Here is a 15,985-nt window from a genome sequence, read left to right on the forward strand (position 1 = left end):
ACGTTTTGCTATCCGTGAAGGTGGCCGTACAGTTGGTGCTGGTGTTGTTGCAACTATCGTTGCTTAATAACTACTAGTAACACAGTACTGAAAAAGGGAGCTTCGGCTCCCTTTTTTGCATCTGTACATTGCCCATTTAGCCCGGTGATGTATCCTTATCCGCTTATCCGCTTATCCGCTTATCCGCTTATCCGCTTATCCGCTTATCCGCTTATCCGCTTATCTTGTCTATATAGCCAGTCATACATGTACTCATATTTGCGTTTCATCTAACTGTGCGTTTTATATTGCGAATAGGTATAGATAGCACGAACGCTATTGATAGTAATAAGAACGATTCTTGTTTATATTTGAGGCAATTCAAATTAAGAGCGTCACTGTATGTTTGTTTGCTTATGCCATGCTATTTCTGATAAGAAAATCGTCCAACTTGTTGAGCAAGAGGGGATCTACGATTTAAAAGGGATCCGCCAATTGACCCCGTTGGGCTCACAGTGTGGAAAGTGCATTCGACAAGCCAAAGTGCTGATTGAGCAGACAGTGGCGGCGAAGTATCAAAAGGCCAGTTAACGGTCACGACTTTTCTGGCAGGGCGTTTTGACACCCCCTTTATCGGTTCTATGCTTTAGGGAGCCGACAGAGGAGTGTGCGTAATGAAAGCTGATCCGAAAATCATTCAACATCTCAACAAAATCCTCGGCAACGAGCTGGTTGCTATTAATCAATATTTTCTTCATGCCCGCATGTACAAAGATTGGGGGCTCAAACACCTCGCCGATAAGGAATACCATGAGTCCATCGATGAGATGAATCATGCCGATCACCTGATCGAACGTATCCTGTTTTTAGAAGGGCTACCCAACCTGCAAGATCTGGGGAAGCTCAATATCGGTGAAGATACCCAAGAGATGCTCGAGTGTGATTTGGCGTTAGAGATGGCGGCCATTCCGGATCTGCGAGATGCCATTGCCTATGCCGAAGAGGTGCGGGACTATGTCTCGCGCGACTTGTTCCAGAATATCCTGGAAGATGAAGAAGAGCATGTCGACTGGCTTGAAACCCAATTGGGGCTGATTGAAAAAATGGGCATTGCTAATTATAACCAAGCCCAAATTGTGGATGACGACGAGTAAGCCGAGAAGAGGGGGAGGGGAGCACTCGCTTCTCCCTTTTATTTCATGTAGATAGCGCTGTTTTTCTTCCTGTTATTACCTCGCCTGATTATTTTTACAACAAGGCTTGCGTTCCAAAGTGTGATCTGTATAATGCTCCCCACTGCCCGAGGTAACCAAATCTCGTAAGTGCAGTTGTGAACCAATAAGCGTTGAGGAAGAAGCTGTTAATCAGTTTATTAATGTATACTCTGACTTATGTTCGCAGTCATTAAATTGACTGACAATGTGCCCGATAGGGGTACTACGTTCACATAAATCAATCGTACATTCTCTCGTCTTCACGAGTCTGAGTGGCGATATTGTTTGTGTAATTTTTATTTGGAGCTCTGTCTAATGCAGAACCAACGTATTCGTATCCGCCTAAAGGCGTTCGATCACCGTTTGATCGATCAGTCAACTGCGGAAATCGTTGAAACAGCTAAGCGTACTGGCGCGCAGGTTAAGGGTCCAATCCCACTACCTACTCGTAAAGAGCGTTTCACTGTTCTTATTTCTCCTCACGTTAATAAGAGTGCACGTGACCAGTACGAAATCCGTACTCACAAGCGCCTTATCGACATCGTTGAGCCAACAGACAAAACTGTTGACGCTCTTATGCGTCTAGACCTAGCTGCTGGCGTTGACGTTCAGATCAGCCTAGGTTAAGGGAGATAAGAGAATGATTGGTCTAATCGGTCGTAAAGTGGGCATGACCCGCGTATTTACCGAAGATGGCGTTTCTATCCCAGTAACTGTGGTTGAAGTTGAAGCGAACCGCGTTTCTCAGGTTAAATCTGTTGAAACTGACGGCTACAACGCAATCCAGGTAACTACTGGTTCAAAGAAAGCTAACCGTGTTTCTAAGCCAGAAGCTGGCCACTTTGCGAAAGCAGGTGTTGAAGCAGGTCGCGGTCTTTGGGAATTCCGTCTAGAGAACAACGAAGAGTTCGCTGTTGGCGCTGAGCTAACTGTTGAGCTGTTCAACGAAATCAAAAAAGTAGACGTTACTGGTACATCTAAGGGTAAAGGCTTCCAGGGTGCTGTTAAGCGCTGGAACTTCCGTACTCAAGATATGACCCACGGTAACTCCTTGTCTCACCGTGCACCGGGTTCAATTGGCCAATGTCAAACTCCAGGTCGCGTATTTAAAGGCAAGAAAATGGCTGGTCACATGGGTGCTGAGCGTGTAACGACTCAAAACCTAGAGATCGTACGTGTTGACGCTGAGCGCAATCTGCTTCTTATCAAAGGTGCAGTACCAGGCGCAACAGGTGGCAACGTGATCGTTAAACCAGCTGTTAAAGCGTAACGTCGAGGAGTTAGTAATGGAATTGGTAGTCAAAGGTGCTAACGCACTAACTGTCTCCGAAACTACTTTTGGGCGTGACTTCAATGAAGCGCTTGTACATCAGGTAGTTGTTGCTTTCGCAGCAGGTGCTCGTCAAGGTACTCGTGCTCAGAAGACTCGTTCTGACGTTTCTGGTGGTGGCGCTAAGCCATGGCGCCAGAAAGGTACAGGCCGCGCTCGTGCTGGTACAATCCGTAGCCCACTATGGCGTACCGGTGGTGTAACTTTCGCTGCTCGTCCACAAGACCACAGCCAGAAAGTTAACAAGAAAATGTACCGTGGTGCGATGAAGAGCATCCTGTCTGAGCTAGTTCGTCAAGAGCGTCTAATCGTTGTTGAAGACTTCTCAATCGAAGCTCCTAAGACTAAAGCTCTAGTAGCTAAGCTTAAAGAGCTTGAGTTGACAGATGCACTGATCGTAACTGGTGAACTAGATGAGAATCTATTCCTAGCTGCACGTAACCTATACAAAGTAGACGTACGTGACGCGAAGGCAATCGACCCAGTTAGCCTAATCGCTTTCGATAAAGTTGTGATGACTGCAGCTGCAGTTAAAGCAGTTGAGGAGATGCTAGCATGATCACTGAAGAGCGTATTCTAAAAGTTCTACGTGCTCCGCACATCTCTGAAAAAGCAACCATGGCTGCTGAAAACGGTAACACTATCGTTTTCAAAGTAGCGATGAACGCAACTAAGAAAGAGATCAAAGCAGCAGTTGAAAAACTGTTCGAGGTTGAAGTTAAGTCTGTAAATACTCTTATCACTAAGGGTAAGACCAAGCGTCAAGGTATGCGCCAAGGCCGTCGTTCAGACGTGAAGAAAGCGTATGTAATCTTGAAAGAAGGTCAAGACATCGACTTCGCTGGTAGTGCAGAGTAAGGCTAGGAGCAAAGAAGAATGGCTATTGTAAAATGTAAGCCGACTTCCCCAGGTCGTCGCCACGTAGTTAAAGTGGTTAACTCTGACCTGCATAAGGGTAAGCCGTACGCACCACTACTAGAGAAAAAATCTAAGTCTGGTGGTCGTAATAACAACGGTCGTATCACAGTACGTCACATCGGTGGTGGTAACAAAAATGCTTACCGTATCATCGATTTCAAACGTAACAAAGATGGCATCCCAGCGAAAGTTGAGCGTCTAGAATACGATCCAAACCGTAGCGCAAACATTGCTCTAGTTCTGTACGCAGACGGTGAGCGCCGCTACATCATCGCACCTAAAGGTCTTCAGGCTGGTGATTCAATCCAGTCTGGCGCAGATGCTGCTATCAAAGTTGGTAACACTCTACCAATGCGCAACATCCCAGTAGGTTCAACAGTACACTGTGTTGAACTTAAGCCTGGTAAAGGTGCTCAGCTGGCTCGTTCAGCTGGTGCATACGCTCAGATCGTTGCACGTGCAGGCACTTATGTGACTCTACGTCTACGTTCTGGTGAAATGCGTAAAGTTCTTGCTGAAGGTCGTGCGACTCTAGGTGAAGTTGGTAACGCAGAACACATGCTACGTGAACTAGGTAAAGCTGGTGCTTCACGTTGGCGCGGTGTTCGTCCAACTGTACGTGGTGTTGTAATGAACCCAGTTGACCACCCACACGGTGGTGGTGAAGGCCGTACTTCTGGTGGTCGTCACCCAGTTACACCTTGGGGTGTTCCAACTAAGGGTTACAAGACTCGTAAGAACAAGCGTACCGACAAGTACATCGTACGTCGTCGTAACAAGTAATTTTAAAGAGGATACGCCATGCCACGTTCTCTCAAGAAAGGTCCTTTTATTGACCTGCACTTGCTGAAGAAGGTAGAGAAAGCGGTGGAAAGCGGTGACAAGAAGCCTGTTAAGACTTGGTCCCGTCGCTCAATGATCATCCCTCAGATGATCGGTTTGACCATCGCTGTCCATAATGGTCGTCAGCACGTTCCTGTTTTCGTTTCTGAAGAAATGATCGGTCACAAGCTAGGCGAATTTGCACCAACACGCACTTACCGTGGCCACGCTGCGGATAAGAAAGCTAAGAAGCGCTAAGGAGTAGGTAATGGAAGCTATCGCTAAACATCGCTTTGCTCGCATTTCGCCGCAGAAAGCTCGTTTGGTTGCGGATCAACTGCGCGGTAAGCCAGTTGCTCAAGCTCTAGAAATTCTAACTTTCAGCAACAAAAAAGCTGCTGATCTAATTAAGAAAGTTCTAGAGTCTGCTATCGCTAACGCAGAACACAACGAAGGCGCAGATATTGATGATCTATCAGTAGCTAAAATCTTCGTTGACGAAGGTCCTACCATGAAGCGTATTATGCCTCGTGCTAAAGGCCGTGCCGATCGCATCTTGAAGCGTTCTAGCCACATCACTGTTGTTGTAGCAGACCGCTAAGAGACTAGGAGAGAAAGCAATGGGTCAAAAAGTACATCCTAATGGTATTCGTCTAGGCATCGTTAAGCCTTGGAATACTACATGGTTTGCTAACAGCCAAGAGTTCGCTGACAACCTAGACGGCGATTTCAAGGTACGTCAGTTCCTTACTAAGGAACTAGCAAAAGCGTCTCTTTCACGCATCGTTATCGAGCGTCCTGCTAAGAGCATCCGTGTGACTATTCACACTGCTCGTCCAGGCGTTGTTATCGGTAAGAAAGGTGAAGACGTTGAGAAACTACGTGCAGCAGTAGCTAAGATCGCGGGCGTTCCAGCTCAGATCAACATCTCTGAAGTACGTAAGCCAGAGCTAGACGGTCAGCTAGTAGCAGACAGCATTTCGTCTCAGCTAGAGCGTCGTGTTATGTTCCGTCGCGCTATGAAGCGTGCAGTTCAGAACGCTATGCGTCTTGGCGCTAAAGGTATCAAGGTAGAAGTAAGCGGCCGTCTAGGCGGTGCTGAAATCGCACGTACTGAGTGGTACCGTGAAGGCCGTGTGCCTCTACACACTCTACGTGCTGACATTGATTACGCAACTTCTTCGGCTCACACCCAGTACGGTGTTATCGGCGTTAAAGTTTGGATCTTCAAAGGTGAAGTTCTAGGCGGTATGCCGGTTGAAGAGCCAAAGGCTGACAAGCCTAAGAAGCAGCGCAAAGGCCGTAAATAAGGAGTTTATTGATGCTGCAACCTAAACGCACTAAATTCCGCAAGACTTTCAAAGGTCGTAACCGCGGTCTAGCGAACGGTACTGATGTAAGCTTCGGTACATTTGGTCTTAAAGCTGTTGGCCGTGGTCGCCTAACTGCTCGTCAGATCGAAGCGGCACGTCGTGCTATGACTCGTCATATCAAACGTCAGGGCCAAATCTGGATTCGTGTATTCCCAGACAAACCAATCACATCTAAGCCTCTTGAAGTTCGTCAAGGTAAAGGTAAGGGTAACGTTGAGTACTGGGTAGCACAGATTCAACCAGGTAAAGTTCTATACGAAATGGATGGTGTTTCTGAAACACTAGCTCGTGAAGCATTCGATCTTGCTGCACGTAAGCTACCAATCAAAACAACATTCGTAACAAAGGCGGTGATGTGATGAAAGCACAAGATCTGCGCGCTAAAAGCGTTGAAGAGCTGAATGCTGAGCTTGTAGGCCTACTACGTGAGCAGTTCAACTTGCGCATGCAAGCTGCAACTGGTCAGCTACAGCAGTCTCACACTCTGAAAGCTGTACGTCGCGATATCGCACGTGTTAAAACCGTTCTAACTGAGAAGGCTGGCGCATAATGAGCGATAAAATTCGTACTCAGCTTGGTCGTGTAGTTAGCGACAAAGGCGACAAGTCAATTGTTGTTGCAATCGAGCGTAAAGTGAAGCACCCGATCTACGGTAAGTACATCACTCGCACGACTAAACTGCATGCACATGACGAAAACAACGAGTGTGGCCTAGGCGACACAGTTGAGGTTCGTGAGTGTCGTCCACTGTCTAAGACTAAGTCTTGGACACTGGTACGCGTAGTTGAAAAAGCTCGCATCTAAGCGGACTTAACTACGATATAACTGAGCGGCCCCGAAAAATCTTTGGGGCCGTTTATTTTTTGTCTACCCATCGGTCGAAAATGGTGTTATTATTCGCCGCCTTTGAAGAAAAGGCAAATCGACCCGTGATGGGTCTAGATGTTTAAAATTAGCGGAGCACTAACATGATCCAAATGCAAAGTATGCTTGATGCTGCCGATAACTCCGGCGCTCGTAGCGTAATGTGTATTAAGGTTCTGGGTGGTTCACACCGTCGTTATGCACATATCGGTGATGTCATCAAAGTTACTGTTAAGGAAGCAATTCCTCGCGGTAAAGTTAAGAAAGGTGACGTCCTGAAAGCGGTGGTTGTGCGCACTCGTAAAGGCGTTCGTCGTCCAGACGGCTCTGTCATTCGTTTTGACCGTAATGCTTGCGTACTGTTGAACAACACTACTGAGCAACCAATCGGTACTCGTATTTTTGGCCCTGTGACTCGTGAGCTTCGTGGCGATAAGTTCATGAAGATCGTTTCACTAGCGCCTGAAGTACTGTAAGGAGTAATTCAAATGGCAGCTAAAATCCGTCGTAACGACGAAGTTATCGTTCTTACTGGTAAAGATAAAGGTAAGAAAGGTAAAGTATCTAAGGTTCTAGCAACCGGTAAAGTAATCGTTGAAGGTATCAACCTTGTTAAGAAGCACCAGAAGCCTGTACCGGCTATGGGCATCCAAGGTGGCATCGTTGAAAAAGAAGCAGCAATCGACGCTTCTAACGTTGCAATCGTTAACGGTGAAGGTAAAGCGGACCGTGTAGGCTTCCGATTTGAAGACGGCAAAAAAGTTCGTTTCTTCAAGTCGACTGGCGAAACTATTAAGTAAGTTTGGAGTAGTACTATGGCGAAACTGCATGATTACTACAAAGAGACTGTTGTAAAAGATCTTGCTGGCAAGTTCGAATACAAGAGTATCATGCAAGTCCCAAGGATCGAAAAGATCACACTTAACATGGGTGTGGGCGAAGCTATCAATGACAAGAAGCTGCTAGAAAACGCTGCTGCTGACATGACTGCAATTGCAGGTCAGAAGCCGCTAATCACTGTAGCGCGTAAGTCTGTCGCTGGCTTTAAGATCCGTGAGGGCTACCCTATTGGCTGTAAAGTAACTCTACGTGGCGAACGTATGTGGGACTTCTTCGAGCGTCTAATTTCAATTGCTGTTCCACGTATTCGTGACTTCCGTGGTCTAAACCCTAAGTCATTCGATGGTCGTGGTAACTACAGCATGGGCGTTCGTGAGCAGATCATCTTCCCAGAAATCGATTACGATAAAGTAGATCGTGTACGTGGTCTTGATATCACTATCACAACTTCTGCTAAGTCTGATGAAGAAGCTCATGCTCTGCTGTCTGCTTTTAACTTCCCATTCCGTAAGTAAAAGTAAGGGTTACTAATGGCTAAAGAATCTATGAAGGCACGCGAAGCAAAACGTGCCATGCTAGCAGCAAAGTTCGCTGAAAAGCGTGCAGCGCTAAAAGCACTAATCAGCGACGTGAATGCGTCTGAAGAAGACCGCTGGAATGCAGTGCTTAAACTTCAGTCACTACCACGTGATTCTGCGAAGTCTCGTCAGCGTAACCGCTGTAACCAGACTGGACGTCCACACGGCTACCTACGTAAGTTTGGTCTAAGCCGTATCAAGGTTCGTGAAGCTTGCATGAAAGGCGAGATTCCGGGTCTACGTAAAGCAAGCTGGTAATCAGTTAGCAATTCAGAATCACGGAGTATTAACTTATGAGCATGCAAGATCCGATTTCGGATATGCTGACCCGTCTTCGTAACGGTCAGGCAGCGAAAAAAGTTGCTGTTAAAATGCCATCTTCTAAGCTAAAAGTTGCAATCGCTGCACTACTTAAAGAAGAAGGTTTTGTGGCTGACTACACTGTTACTGGTGAAGTTAAGCCTGAGCTAGAAGTTACTCTTAAGTACTTCGAAGCAAACCCAGTTATCGAGCAAATCCAACGTGTATCACGTCCTGGTCTGCGCATCTACAAGAAAAAAGATGCACTTCCATCAGTGATGGGTGGCCTTGGTATTGCTGTTGTATCCACTTCCAAGGGTCTTATGACCGACCGCGCTGCTCGCAAAGCGGGTCTTGGCGGTGAGATTATCTGCTACGTAGCATAATAGGAGTAGGAAATGTCTCGTGTTGCAAAAGCACCAGTAGTTATTCCTGCCGGCGTAGAAGTTAAACTTAACGGTCAGGAAATCACTGTTAAAGGTGGTAAAGGCGAACTATCTCGCGTTATCAACGAAGCAGTTGTTCTTTCCCAGGAAGAGAATGCTATCACTTTCGGTCCTCGTGAAGGTTTCGAAAAAGCTTGGGCACAAGCAGGTACTGCTCGTGCACTAGTTAACAACATGGTTGTTGGTGTTACTGAAGGTTACACTAAGAAGCTTGTTCTTAAGGGTGTAGGTTACCGTGCTGCTATGAAAGGCAACGCTGTAGCACTAACTCTAGGCTTCTCTCACCCAGTTGAGCACGAACTGCCAGCAGGTATCAAAGCTGAGTGTCCAACTCAAACTGAAATCGTACTAACAGGTACTGATAAGCAGTTGGTTGGTCAGGTAGCTGCTGATATTCGCGCTTACCGTAGCCCTGAGCCGTACAAAGGCAAAGGTGTTCGTTACGCCGATGAAATCGTGCGTACTAAAGAAGCTAAGAAGAAGTAAGGTAACACTATGGATAAGAAAGCATCTCGTATCCGTCGTGCGACCCGAGCACGTCGTAAGATTGCTGAACTGGGCGCAACTCGCCTAGTTGTACACCGTACTCCACGTCACGTGTACGCTCAGGTAATCGCACCAAATGGCTCTGAGGTAATCGCAGCCGCTTCTACCCTAGAAAAAGCGATCCGTGAGCAGGTTAAGAGCACCGGTAACAAAGACGCTGCTGCAGCTGTAGGTAAAGCTATTGCTGAGCGCGCGATTGAAAAAGGCATCTCTAACGTTGCATTCGATCGTTCTGGTTTCCAATACCACGGCCGTGTAGCTGCACTAGCAGAAGCTGCTCGTGAAGCTGGTCTGAAATTCTAAGGTAGGCGGAAGATGGCTAACGAAAAAACTCAATCAGATTTGCATGAAAAGCTGATCGCTGTTAACCGTGTATCTAAGACGGTTAAAGGTGGTCGTATTTTCAGCTTTACTGCACTAACTGTAGTTGGTGACGGTAACGGTCGCATCGGTTTTGGTTACGGTAAGGCACGTGAAGTTCCTGCTGCAATCCAGAAAGCGATGGAAAAAGCACGCCGTAACATGGTTACTGTTGCACTAAACGACGGTACTCTACACCACGCTGTTAAAGGTCGCCACACTGGTTCTAAAGTGTACATGCAGCCTGCTTCAGAAGGTACAGGTATCATCGCCGGTGGTGCAATGCGTGCAGTGCTAGAAGTTGCGGGCGTTCGCAACGTACTAGCTAAAGCATACGGCTCTACAAACCCAATCAACATCGTTCGCGCGACTATTGATGGTTTGAGTGGCATGAACTCTCCAGAAATGATCGCTGCTAAGCGTGGTCTTTCTGTTAAAGAAATTCTGGAGTAATCGACATGGCAAAGACTATTAAAGTAACACAGACAAAGAGCTCTATCGGTCGTCTACCGAAGCACAAAGCTACTTTGCTGGGCCTTGGCCTTCGTCGCATCAACCACACTGTAGAACTTGAAGATACTGCTTGCGTACGCGGCATGATCAACAAGGTTTACTACATGGTTAAAGTTGAGGAGTAATCAGAATGCGTTTGAATACTCTATCTCCGGCTGCGGGTTCTAAGCCTTCTGCGAAGCGCGTAGGCCGTGGTATCGGTTCAGGTCTGGGTAAAACTTGTGGCCGTGGTCACAAAGGTCAGAAATCACGTTCAGGTGGTTCTGTACGTCCAGGCTTCGAAGGCGGTCAAATGCCTTTGAAACAGCGTCTACCAAAATTCGGTTTTACTTCTCGTAAGAGCCTAGTATCAGCTGAAGTTCGTCTAGCAGAGCTAGCGAAAGTTGAAGGTGACGTAGTAAGCCTAGAAACTCTAAAGGCTGCAAACGTAATCACTAAGAACATCGAGTTCGCGAAAGTTGTACTTTCTGGTGAGATCGCGCGCGCTGTAACAGTTAAAGGTCTACGCGTGACTAAAGGCGCTAAAGCTGCTATCGAAGCTGCAGGCGGTAAAATCGAGGAATAATTAACTCGAGGATGAGGTACAGATGGCTAAACAACCAGGACAAGATTTTCGTAGTGCGCAAGGTGGCCTAGCAGAGCTTAAGACTCGCCTGCTATTCGTATTAGGTGCTATCTTAATTTTCCGAGCAGGCTCCTTTGTGCCTATTCCTGGTATTGACGCTGCTGTACTTGCCGATCTGTTCGAACAGCAAAAGGGTACCATCATTGAACTGTTTAACATGTTCTCTGGTGGTGCACTTGAGCGTGCTTCCATTCTTGCACTGGGTATCATGCCGTATATTTCGGCATCGATCATTGTTCAGTTGCTGACGGTCGTATATTCGCCTTTAGCTGAGCTAAAGAAGGAAGGGGAGGCTGGCCGTCGTAAGATTAGCCAGTATACCCGTTACGGCACGCTTGTTTTGGCAACCTTCCAAGCAATTGGTATTGCGACGGGGTTACCTAGTATGATCCCAGGCCTGGTTGTAAATCCGGGTCTAGGATTCTACTTTGTTGCGGTTGTGAGTTTGGTTACTGGTACCATGTTCTTAATGTGGTTAGGTGAACAAATTACCGAGCGTGGCATTGGTAACGGTATATCTTTGATTATTTTCACTGGTATCGTTGCAGGTTTGCCGCCAGCTATTGGACAGACAGTGGAGCAAGCGCGTCAAGGTGAATTGCACGTACTTCTTCTACTATTAATTGCAGTAATTTCTTTTGCTGTTATCTACTTTGTAGTGTTTATGGAGCGTGGTCAGCGTCGTATTGTCGTTAACTATGCCAAGCGTCAACAAGGCCGTCGTGTCTTTGCTGCGCAAAGCACTCACCTGCCGTTGAAAATCAACATGGCAGGGGTAATTCCAGCAATCTTCGCATCAAGTATTATTCTGTTCCCTGGTACCCTGACTCAGTGGTTCGGGCAGAATGAAAACCTGTCTTGGCTAAGTGATGTTTCACTGGCGCTAAGCCCAGGTCAGCCACTTTATGTGATGCTTTATGCTGCTGCGATTATTTTCTTCTGTTTCTTCTATACCGCGTTGGTGTTTAACCCTCGCGAGACAGCTGACAACTTGAAGAAGTCTGGTGCGTTCGTACCTGGTATTCGCCCGGGAGAACAGACCGCAAAATATATAGATAAAGTGATGACTCGCCTAACACTAGTTGGTGCAATGTACATTACCTTTATCTGTCTGATCCCCGAGTTTATGATGATTGCATGGAATGTCCGCTTCTACTTCGGCGGTACTTCACTACTGATTGTAGTTGTAGTCATTATGGACTTCATGGCTCAAGTTCAGACACATTTGATGTCTCAACAATATGAGTCTGTTTTGAAAAAGGCTAATCTTAAAGGCTCAAGCCGTTAAGAGTGGTTATCCCATTTACGGAGTTTAGCAATGAAAGTTCGTGCTTCCGTTAAGAAAATCTGCCGTAACTGTAAAGTTATCAAGCGCAACGGTGTTGTGCGTGTAATTTGCAGTGAGCCAAAGCACAAACAGCGCCAAGGCTAATTAGCAGAAATATTTCTTGCAAATTGAAGGTAGGTTGGCTAAATTAGCCAACCAATCTTTTGTGTGTGCAAAAGAATTGTTCCACCGCTGCGTATCCTGAACGGGCTCTGCAGCGGTTATTCTTGAAAAGTACTAGGAGTGAATAGTGGCCCGTATTGCAGGCATTAACATTCCTGATCATAAACATTCTGTAATCGCTCTTACTGCGATCTACGGCATTGGTAAAACTCGCTCTAAAGCTATCCTAGCTGAAGTGGGTATTGCTGAAGATGTTAAGATCAGTGAACTAACTGAAGAGCAGATCGATCTACTGCGTGATGGTGTAGCTAAATACACTGTAGAAGGTGATCTACGTCGTGAAGTTTCCATGAACATCAAGCGTCTTATGGACCTTGGCTGTTACCGTGGTCTTCGTCATCGTCGCAGTCTACCACTACGTGGACAGCGTACTAAAACCAACGCACGTACCCGTAAGGGTCCGCGCAAGCCGATCAAAAAATAATCGGAAGGTAGAGTACAATGGCTAAACAACCAACTCGCGCTCGTAAGCGCGTACGCAAGCAAGTAGCTGATGGCGTTGCGCACATTCATGCTTCTTTCAATAACACAATCGTGACCATTACTGACCGTCAGGGTAACGCTCTATCTTGGGCTACTGCAGGTGGTTCAGGTTTCCGCGGTTCTCGTAAATCTACTCCGTTCGCTGCACAGGTTGCTGCTGAGCGTTGTGGTGAAATGGCCAAAGAATATGGCGTTAAGAACCTAGAAGTTATGGTTAAGGGCCCAGGTCCTGGTCGTGAGTCTACTATCCGCGCTCTAAACGCAGCGGGTTTCCGTATCACTAACATTGTTGATGCGACTCCGATCCCTCATAACGGTTGTCGTCCACCTAAGAAACGTCGCGTATAACGTTTTTAGGAAAACTGGAGAAAGAACATGGCAAGATATTTGGGTCCTAAGCTGAAGCTTAGCCGTCGTGAAGGCACTGACTTATTCCTTAAGTCTGGTGTACGCGCGATTGATACCAAGTGTAAAATTGATAATGCACCGGGCATGCACGGTGCGCGTCGCGGTCGTCTATCTGACTACGGCGTTCAGCTTCGTGAGAAGCAAAAAGTTCGTCGTACTTATGGCGTACTTGAGAAGCAATTCCGTAACTACTACAAAGAAGCTGCTCGCCTTAAAGGCAACACAGGTGAAAACCTGCTTCAGCTTCTTGAAGGTCGTCTAGATAACGTTGTTTACCGCATGGGTTTCGGTGCTACTCGCGCTGAAGCACGTCAGCTGGTAAGCCACAAAGCGATCCTAGTTAACGGTAAAGTCGTAAACGTTCCTTCTTTCAAGGTAGCGGCAAACGACGTTGTTAGCATTCGCGAGAAAGCTAAGAACCAGGCACGCATCAAAGCAGCTCTAGAAGTTGCTACTCAGCGTGAACTACCGACTTGGGTCGAAGTAGACAGCAGCAAGATGGAAGGTACGTTCAAGCGTCTTCCAGAACGTTCTGATTTGTCTGCCGACATCAACGAACACCTGATCGTCGAGCTTTACTCTAAGTAAGGCTATAGTTAAGAGAGGACACAATGCAGGGTTCTGTAACAGAATTTCTTAAGCCACGTCTTGTTGATATTGAACAAGTTAACACGACGCATGCAAAAGTAACTCTTGAGCCACTTGAGCGTGGTTTCGGCCACACTCTAGGTAACGCTCTACGTCGTATTCTTCTATCTTCAATGCCGGGTTGTGCCGTAACTGAAGTAGAGATCGACGGTGTGTTACACGAGTACAGCACCAAAGAAGGAGTACAGGAAGATGTTCTTGAGATCCTTCTAAACCTTAAAGGCCTAGCCGTTAAGGTTGAGGGTAAAGACGAAGTTATCCTTACTCTGAATAAATCTGGTGCAGGCCCTGTTGTTGCAGGTGACATCACCCATGATGGTGATGTTGAGATTGCGAACCCAGAACACGTAATCTGCCACCTAACTGATGACAATGCTGAAATCAGCATGCGCATCAAGGTAGAGCGTGGTCGTGGCTATGTACCAGCGTCTGCTCGAATTCACACAGAAGAAGACGAGCGTCCAATTGGTCGTCTACTGGTTGATGCAACATTCAGCCCAGTTGACCGTATCGCTTACGCAGTTGAAGCAGCACGTGTTGAACAACGTACTGACCTTGACAAGCTAGTGATCGATATGGAGACCAACGGTACTCTTGATCCTGAGGAAGCTATCCGTCGTGCAGCAACTATTCTTGCTGAGCAACTGGATGCATTCGTAGATCTTCGTGATGTACGTGTTCCTGAAGAAAAAGAAGAGAAGCCGGAGTTCGATCCGATCCTACTGCGTCCTGTAGACGATCTTGAACTAACTGTTCGCTCTGCTAACTGTCTAAAAGCAGAAGCGATCCACTACATCGGTGATCTCGTTCAGCGCACTGAGGTTGAGCTACTTAAAACGCCTAACCTTGGTAAGAAGTCTTTGACAGAAATCAAAGACGTGCTGGCATCACGTGGTTTGTCTCTAGGCATGCGCCTAGAAAACTGGCCGCCAGCATCTATTGCTGAAGATTAATAGTTACTGATATCTAGTTAGAAGGATTAGGTCATGCGCCATCGTAAGAGTGGTCGTCAACTCAACCGCAACAGCAGCCACCGCAAAGCTATGTTCAGCAACATGGCTAGCTCTTTGGTACGTCACGAGCTTATCAAGACTACCCTGCCTAAGGCAAAAGAGCTGCGTCGCGTAATTGAGCCATTGATTACCCTAGCTAAGACTGACAGTGTTGCTAACCGTCGTCTTGCATTCGCTCGTACTCGTGATAACGAAGTAGTTGCGAAACTATTTAACGAATTAGGTCCACGTTTCGCTCAGCGTCCTGGCGGCTACACTCGCATTCTTAAGTGCGGTTTCCGTGCTGGCGATAAAGCCCCTATGGCTTACATTGAGCTAGTAGATCGTCCTGAAGCTCAGGAAGAAGCTGCTGCTGAATAAGCAATAGTGCGTTAAATACAAAAGAAGCCGAGTCCCTGACTCGGCTTTTTTTTACCTCTTTTTCGACCCTGCTGCATTCCACTTTGCTGCTTTACCTGTTCTTCTCTTCTTCTCTTCCTTTTGTATTGTGCCTTTCTTTCATTGACCTTTTTATGTCTTAACAATCACGAGCTGCGTAGCCACATCATTACATCGTTTTTTATTGGCCTTGGTGTTCTATGGATGAGAGGTAGCTACTTCCCTAGGCAGATGTCACTATTTATAAAGCGTAATGAGCAGGGCATTAGCGCCGAAGAGAGATAAATGGGTGCCATCAATATGTACGTAACGTGCTGTGTCATTACCTTCAACATGAAGAGGGGAGTGGTGTTTTGCATCGATAACCGGTGTCTTTGTTTGTTTTGTGCTCGCTTGTGCGTTTTGGAAAAAAAAAAGGATTGTCATGTCAGTTTATCTCCCTATAATGCTGCCCTGTCGACACGGAACGCTGCGCTGAAAAGCAAAGTGAAACGGGTTGGTCTCTCGAAAGAGATGTGTCAGAAAGTGGTTTTGAAAATTTGAAAATTTCAAAATTTCTTGTTGACAGCAAGGTTTGCGGTGATATGATACGCAGCCTCGACACGGCGCACTGCGCTGAGTCAATGTTCTTTAACAATTTGACCATGCAATCTGTGTGGGCACTCGTTGAATAGATAGTCAAAAAAGATTTATCAATGATACTAGTGACCAATACGATGGACCTTTAGCAATAAAGCGAAGTCGGCACAGTCAATTCATTCATCACATCGTGATGAATTAACAGTATTCATTGAGCCAAAACTTTAATTGAAGAGTTTGATCATGGCTCAGATTGAA

31 protein-coding genes are annotated in these 15,985 nt (G+C 46.5%); 30 read left to right on the plus strand and 1 reads right to left on the minus strand.

Translation table 11 applies throughout. The features are described from left to right. The first annotated feature begins 381 nt into the window (after positions 1-381). The 30 genes from ABT58_RS21430 (at position 382) to rplQ (ending at position 15,130) form a co-directional block, all read left to right on the plus strand. Positions 382-570 carry a (2Fe-2S)-binding protein gene (locus tag ABT58_RS21430; RefSeq protein WP_047876485.1) on the plus strand — a complete coding sequence of 63 codons (189 nt, stop codon included), beginning with the start codon at positions 382-384 and terminating at the stop codon, positions 568-570. Between the two features lie 83 nt (positions 571-653). After that, a complete protein-coding gene (gene bfr / locus ABT58_RS21435) occupies positions 654-1,133 on the plus strand; it encodes a bacterioferritin (RefSeq protein WP_047876486.1) in 480 nt (159 codons plus the stop codon). 375 nt (positions 1,134-1,508) lie between these two features. Continuing rightward, positions 1,509-1,820 (plus strand): 30S ribosomal protein S10, encoded by a 312-nt coding sequence (gene rpsJ, locus ABT58_RS21440; protein ID WP_047876487.1) that lies wholly within the window; start codon positions 1,509-1,511, stop codon positions 1,818-1,820. A gap of 13 nt (positions 1,821-1,833) precedes the next feature. Further along, on the plus strand, positions 1,834-2,463 hold the full coding sequence (rplC, locus tag ABT58_RS21445) for a 50S ribosomal protein L3 (RefSeq protein WP_039465436.1): 630 nt from the start codon (positions 1,834-1,836) through the stop codon (positions 2,461-2,463). 16 nt (positions 2,464-2,479) lie between these two features. Then, positions 2,480-3,082 (plus strand): 50S ribosomal protein L4, encoded by a 603-nt coding sequence (rplD, locus tag ABT58_RS21450; protein WP_047876488.1) that lies wholly within the window; start codon positions 2,480-2,482, stop codon positions 3,080-3,082. After that, positions 3,079-3,381 carry a 50S ribosomal protein L23 gene (gene rplW / locus ABT58_RS21455; RefSeq protein WP_047876489.1) on the plus strand — a complete coding sequence of 101 codons (303 nt, stop codon included), beginning with the start codon at positions 3,079-3,081 and terminating at the stop codon, positions 3,379-3,381. The genes rplD and rplW overlap by 4 nt, the downstream gene beginning before the upstream one ends. Before the next feature lie 18 nt (positions 3,382-3,399). After that, positions 3,400-4,224 (plus strand): 50S ribosomal protein L2, encoded by an 825-nt coding sequence (gene rplB, locus ABT58_RS21460; protein ID WP_047876490.1) that lies wholly within the window; start codon positions 3,400-3,402, stop codon positions 4,222-4,224. An 18-nt stretch (positions 4,225-4,242) separates the two neighbouring features. Further along, complete coding sequence (rpsS, locus tag ABT58_RS21465) at positions 4,243-4,521, plus strand: 30S ribosomal protein S19 (protein ID WP_007469141.1); 279 nt, start codon at positions 4,243-4,245, stop codon at positions 4,519-4,521. A 10-nt stretch (positions 4,522-4,531) separates the two neighbouring features. Continuing rightward, on the plus strand, positions 4,532-4,864 hold the full coding sequence (gene rplV, locus ABT58_RS21470) for a 50S ribosomal protein L22 (RefSeq protein ID WP_047876491.1): 333 nt from the start codon (positions 4,532-4,534) through the stop codon (positions 4,862-4,864). Positions 4,865-4,883: 19 nt separating this feature from the next. Beyond that, positions 4,884-5,573 (plus strand): 30S ribosomal protein S3, encoded by a 690-nt coding sequence (gene rpsC, locus ABT58_RS21475; RefSeq protein WP_047876492.1) that lies wholly within the window; start codon positions 4,884-4,886, stop codon positions 5,571-5,573. An 11-nt stretch (positions 5,574-5,584) separates the two neighbouring features. After that, a complete protein-coding gene (rplP, locus tag ABT58_RS21480; protein WP_047876493.1) occupies positions 5,585-5,995 on the plus strand; it encodes a 50S ribosomal protein L16 in 411 nt (136 codons plus the stop codon). Continuing rightward, complete coding sequence (gene rpmC / locus ABT58_RS21485) at positions 5,995-6,186, plus strand: 50S ribosomal protein L29 (protein WP_047876494.1); 192 nt, start codon at positions 5,995-5,997, stop codon at positions 6,184-6,186. The genes rplP and rpmC overlap by 1 nt, the downstream gene beginning before the upstream one ends. Beyond that, entirely contained in the window at positions 6,186-6,440 is a 255-nt protein-coding gene (gene rpsQ / locus ABT58_RS21490) for a 30S ribosomal protein S17 (protein ID WP_047876495.1), read from the plus strand. Before rpmC ends, rpsQ begins: the two co-directional genes overlap by 1 nt. Positions 6,441-6,604: 164 nt before the next feature. Continuing rightward, positions 6,605-6,976, plus strand: a complete 372-nt coding sequence (rplN, locus tag ABT58_RS21495) for a 50S ribosomal protein L14 (RefSeq protein ID WP_047876496.1) — start codon at positions 6,605-6,607, stop codon at positions 6,974-6,976. Between the two features lie 12 nt (positions 6,977-6,988). Continuing rightward, positions 6,989-7,300 carry a 50S ribosomal protein L24 gene (rplX, locus tag ABT58_RS21500; RefSeq protein WP_047876497.1) on the plus strand — a complete coding sequence of 104 codons (312 nt, stop codon included), beginning with the start codon at positions 6,989-6,991 and terminating at the stop codon, positions 7,298-7,300. Positions 7,301-7,315: 15 nt separating this feature from the next. Continuing rightward, positions 7,316-7,855, plus strand: coding sequence for a 50S ribosomal protein L5 (rplE, locus tag ABT58_RS21505; protein WP_047876498.1), 540 nt, complete (start codon positions 7,316-7,318; stop codon positions 7,853-7,855). A gap of 15 nt (positions 7,856-7,870) precedes the next feature. After that, the gene (gene rpsN, locus ABT58_RS21510; protein ID WP_047876499.1) at positions 7,871-8,176 is read left to right on the plus strand and encodes a 30S ribosomal protein S14; all 306 of its coding nucleotides are present in this window, start codon (positions 7,871-7,873) and stop codon (positions 8,174-8,176) included. Positions 8,177-8,211: 35 nt separating this feature from the next. After that, positions 8,212-8,604, plus strand: a complete 393-nt coding sequence (rpsH, locus tag ABT58_RS21515; protein ID WP_047876500.1) for a 30S ribosomal protein S8 — start codon at positions 8,212-8,214, stop codon at positions 8,602-8,604. A gap of 12 nt (positions 8,605-8,616) precedes the next feature. Next, positions 8,617-9,150 (plus strand): 50S ribosomal protein L6, encoded by a 534-nt coding sequence (gene rplF / locus ABT58_RS21520; protein ID WP_047876501.1) that lies wholly within the window; start codon positions 8,617-8,619, stop codon positions 9,148-9,150. A gap of 9 nt (positions 9,151-9,159) precedes the next feature. After that, positions 9,160-9,513, plus strand: a complete 354-nt coding sequence (rplR, locus tag ABT58_RS21525; RefSeq protein ID WP_047876502.1) for a 50S ribosomal protein L18 — start codon at positions 9,160-9,162, stop codon at positions 9,511-9,513. A 12-nt stretch (positions 9,514-9,525) separates the two neighbouring features. Continuing rightward, the gene (rpsE, locus tag ABT58_RS21530) at positions 9,526-10,023 is read left to right on the plus strand and encodes a 30S ribosomal protein S5 (RefSeq protein ID WP_036817708.1); all 498 of its coding nucleotides are present in this window, start codon (positions 9,526-9,528) and stop codon (positions 10,021-10,023) included. Positions 10,024-10,028: 5 nt separating this feature from the next. Then, on the plus strand, positions 10,029-10,208 hold the full coding sequence (gene rpmD / locus ABT58_RS21535) for a 50S ribosomal protein L30 (protein ID WP_047876503.1): 180 nt from the start codon (positions 10,029-10,031) through the stop codon (positions 10,206-10,208). A 5-nt stretch (positions 10,209-10,213) separates the two neighbouring features. Continuing rightward, positions 10,214-10,648, plus strand: a complete 435-nt coding sequence (rplO, locus tag ABT58_RS21540; protein ID WP_047876504.1) for a 50S ribosomal protein L15 — start codon at positions 10,214-10,216, stop codon at positions 10,646-10,648. A gap of 22 nt (positions 10,649-10,670) precedes the next feature. Continuing rightward, a complete protein-coding gene (secY, locus tag ABT58_RS21545; protein WP_047876505.1) occupies positions 10,671-11,996 on the plus strand; it encodes a preprotein translocase subunit SecY in 1,326 nt (441 codons plus the stop codon). Positions 11,997-12,026: 30 nt separating this feature from the next. Next, positions 12,027-12,140 carry a 50S ribosomal protein L36 gene (gene rpmJ, locus ABT58_RS21550; RefSeq protein WP_000868186.1) on the plus strand — a complete coding sequence of 38 codons (114 nt, stop codon included), beginning with the start codon at positions 12,027-12,029 and terminating at the stop codon, positions 12,138-12,140. A gap of 145 nt (positions 12,141-12,285) precedes the next feature. Beyond that, entirely contained in the window at positions 12,286-12,642 is a 357-nt protein-coding gene (gene rpsM / locus ABT58_RS21555; protein ID WP_047876506.1) for a 30S ribosomal protein S13, read from the plus strand. A 17-nt stretch (positions 12,643-12,659) separates the two neighbouring features. Then, positions 12,660-13,049, plus strand: a complete 390-nt coding sequence (rpsK, locus tag ABT58_RS21560) for a 30S ribosomal protein S11 (RefSeq protein ID WP_005370963.1) — start codon at positions 12,660-12,662, stop codon at positions 13,047-13,049. Positions 13,050-13,076: 27 nt separating this feature from the next. Next, a complete protein-coding gene (gene rpsD, locus ABT58_RS21565; protein ID WP_047876507.1) occupies positions 13,077-13,697 on the plus strand; it encodes a 30S ribosomal protein S4 in 621 nt (206 codons plus the stop codon). A gap of 23 nt (positions 13,698-13,720) precedes the next feature. Beyond that, positions 13,721-14,710 carry a DNA-directed RNA polymerase subunit alpha gene (locus ABT58_RS21570; RefSeq protein ID WP_036817720.1) on the plus strand — a complete coding sequence of 330 codons (990 nt, stop codon included), beginning with the start codon at positions 13,721-13,723 and terminating at the stop codon, positions 14,708-14,710. 33 nt (positions 14,711-14,743) lie between these two features. Continuing rightward, positions 14,744-15,130: a 50S ribosomal protein L17 gene (gene rplQ / locus ABT58_RS21575; RefSeq protein ID WP_047876508.1), complete on the plus strand. Its 387-nt coding sequence runs from the start codon at positions 14,744-14,746 to the stop codon at positions 15,128-15,130. Between the two features lie 255 nt (positions 15,131-15,385). Here the strand turns inward: rplQ and ABT58_RS21580 are convergent, their stop codons facing one another. After that, positions 15,386-15,574: a hypothetical protein gene (locus ABT58_RS21580; RefSeq protein ID WP_047876509.1), complete on the minus strand. Its 189-nt coding sequence runs from the start codon at positions 15,572-15,574 to the stop codon at positions 15,386-15,388. Positions 15,575-15,985: the final 411 nt, after the last annotated feature.

It is taken from the genome of Photobacterium aphoticum (genome assembly GCF_001029435.1).
GTDB classification, from domain to species: Bacteria; Pseudomonadota; Gammaproteobacteria; order Enterobacterales; family Vibrionaceae; genus Photobacterium; species Photobacterium aphoticum.

Bases quoted from the DNA above. Each gene is read 5' to 3' on its own strand.
- ABT58_RS21430 (WP_047876485.1), top strand. From the start codon at position 382: ATGTTTGTTTGCTTATGCCATGCTATTTCTGATAAGAAAATCGTCCAA.
- bfr (WP_047876486.1), top strand. From the start codon at position 654: ATGAAAGCTGATCCGAAAATCATTCAACATCTCAACAAAATCCTCGGC.
- rpsJ (WP_047876487.1), top strand. From the start codon at position 1,509: ATGCAGAACCAACGTATTCGTATCCGCCTAAAGGCGTTCGATCACCGT.
- rplC (WP_039465436.1), top strand. From the start codon at position 1,834: ATGATTGGTCTAATCGGTCGTAAAGTGGGCATGACCCGCGTATTTACC.
- rplD (WP_047876488.1), top strand. From the start codon at position 2,480: ATGGAATTGGTAGTCAAAGGTGCTAACGCACTAACTGTCTCCGAAACT.
- rplW (WP_047876489.1), top strand. From the start codon at position 3,079: ATGATCACTGAAGAGCGTATTCTAAAAGTTCTACGTGCTCCGCACATC.
- rplB (WP_047876490.1), top strand. From the start codon at position 3,400: ATGGCTATTGTAAAATGTAAGCCGACTTCCCCAGGTCGTCGCCACGTA.
- rpsS (WP_007469141.1), top strand. From the start codon at position 4,243: ATGCCACGTTCTCTCAAGAAAGGTCCTTTTATTGACCTGCACTTGCTG.
- rplV (WP_047876491.1), top strand. From the start codon at position 4,532: ATGGAAGCTATCGCTAAACATCGCTTTGCTCGCATTTCGCCGCAGAAA.
- rpsC (WP_047876492.1), top strand. From the start codon at position 4,884: ATGGGTCAAAAAGTACATCCTAATGGTATTCGTCTAGGCATCGTTAAG.
- rplP (WP_047876493.1), top strand. From the start codon at position 5,585: ATGCTGCAACCTAAACGCACTAAATTCCGCAAGACTTTCAAAGGTCGT.
- rpmC (WP_047876494.1), top strand. From the start codon at position 5,995: ATGAAAGCACAAGATCTGCGCGCTAAAAGCGTTGAAGAGCTGAATGCT.
- rpsQ (WP_047876495.1), top strand. From the start codon at position 6,186: ATGAGCGATAAAATTCGTACTCAGCTTGGTCGTGTAGTTAGCGACAAA.
- rplN (WP_047876496.1), top strand. From the start codon at position 6,605: ATGATCCAAATGCAAAGTATGCTTGATGCTGCCGATAACTCCGGCGCT.
- rplX (WP_047876497.1), top strand. From the start codon at position 6,989: ATGGCAGCTAAAATCCGTCGTAACGACGAAGTTATCGTTCTTACTGGT.
- rplE (WP_047876498.1), top strand. From the start codon at position 7,316: ATGGCGAAACTGCATGATTACTACAAAGAGACTGTTGTAAAAGATCTT.
- rpsN (WP_047876499.1), top strand. From the start codon at position 7,871: ATGGCTAAAGAATCTATGAAGGCACGCGAAGCAAAACGTGCCATGCTA.
- rpsH (WP_047876500.1), top strand. From the start codon at position 8,212: ATGAGCATGCAAGATCCGATTTCGGATATGCTGACCCGTCTTCGTAAC.
- rplF (WP_047876501.1), top strand. From the start codon at position 8,617: ATGTCTCGTGTTGCAAAAGCACCAGTAGTTATTCCTGCCGGCGTAGAA.
- rplR (WP_047876502.1), top strand. From the start codon at position 9,160: ATGGATAAGAAAGCATCTCGTATCCGTCGTGCGACCCGAGCACGTCGT.
- rpsE (WP_036817708.1), top strand. From the start codon at position 9,526: ATGGCTAACGAAAAAACTCAATCAGATTTGCATGAAAAGCTGATCGCT.
- rpmD (WP_047876503.1), top strand. From the start codon at position 10,029: ATGGCAAAGACTATTAAAGTAACACAGACAAAGAGCTCTATCGGTCGT.
- rplO (WP_047876504.1), top strand. From the start codon at position 10,214: ATGCGTTTGAATACTCTATCTCCGGCTGCGGGTTCTAAGCCTTCTGCG.
- secY (WP_047876505.1), top strand. From the start codon at position 10,671: ATGGCTAAACAACCAGGACAAGATTTTCGTAGTGCGCAAGGTGGCCTA.
- rpmJ (WP_000868186.1), top strand. From the start codon at position 12,027: ATGAAAGTTCGTGCTTCCGTTAAGAAAATCTGCCGTAACTGTAAAGTT.
- rpsK (WP_005370963.1), top strand. From the start codon at position 12,660: ATGGCTAAACAACCAACTCGCGCTCGTAAGCGCGTACGCAAGCAAGTA.
- rpsD (WP_047876507.1), top strand. From the start codon at position 13,077: ATGGCAAGATATTTGGGTCCTAAGCTGAAGCTTAGCCGTCGTGAAGGC.
- ABT58_RS21570 (WP_036817720.1), top strand. From the start codon at position 13,721: ATGCAGGGTTCTGTAACAGAATTTCTTAAGCCACGTCTTGTTGATATT.
- rplQ (WP_047876508.1), top strand. From the start codon at position 14,744: ATGCGCCATCGTAAGAGTGGTCGTCAACTCAACCGCAACAGCAGCCAC.
- ABT58_RS21580 (WP_047876509.1), bottom strand. From the start codon at position 15,574: ATGACAATCCTTTTTTTTTTCCAAAACGCACAAGCGAGCACAAAACAA.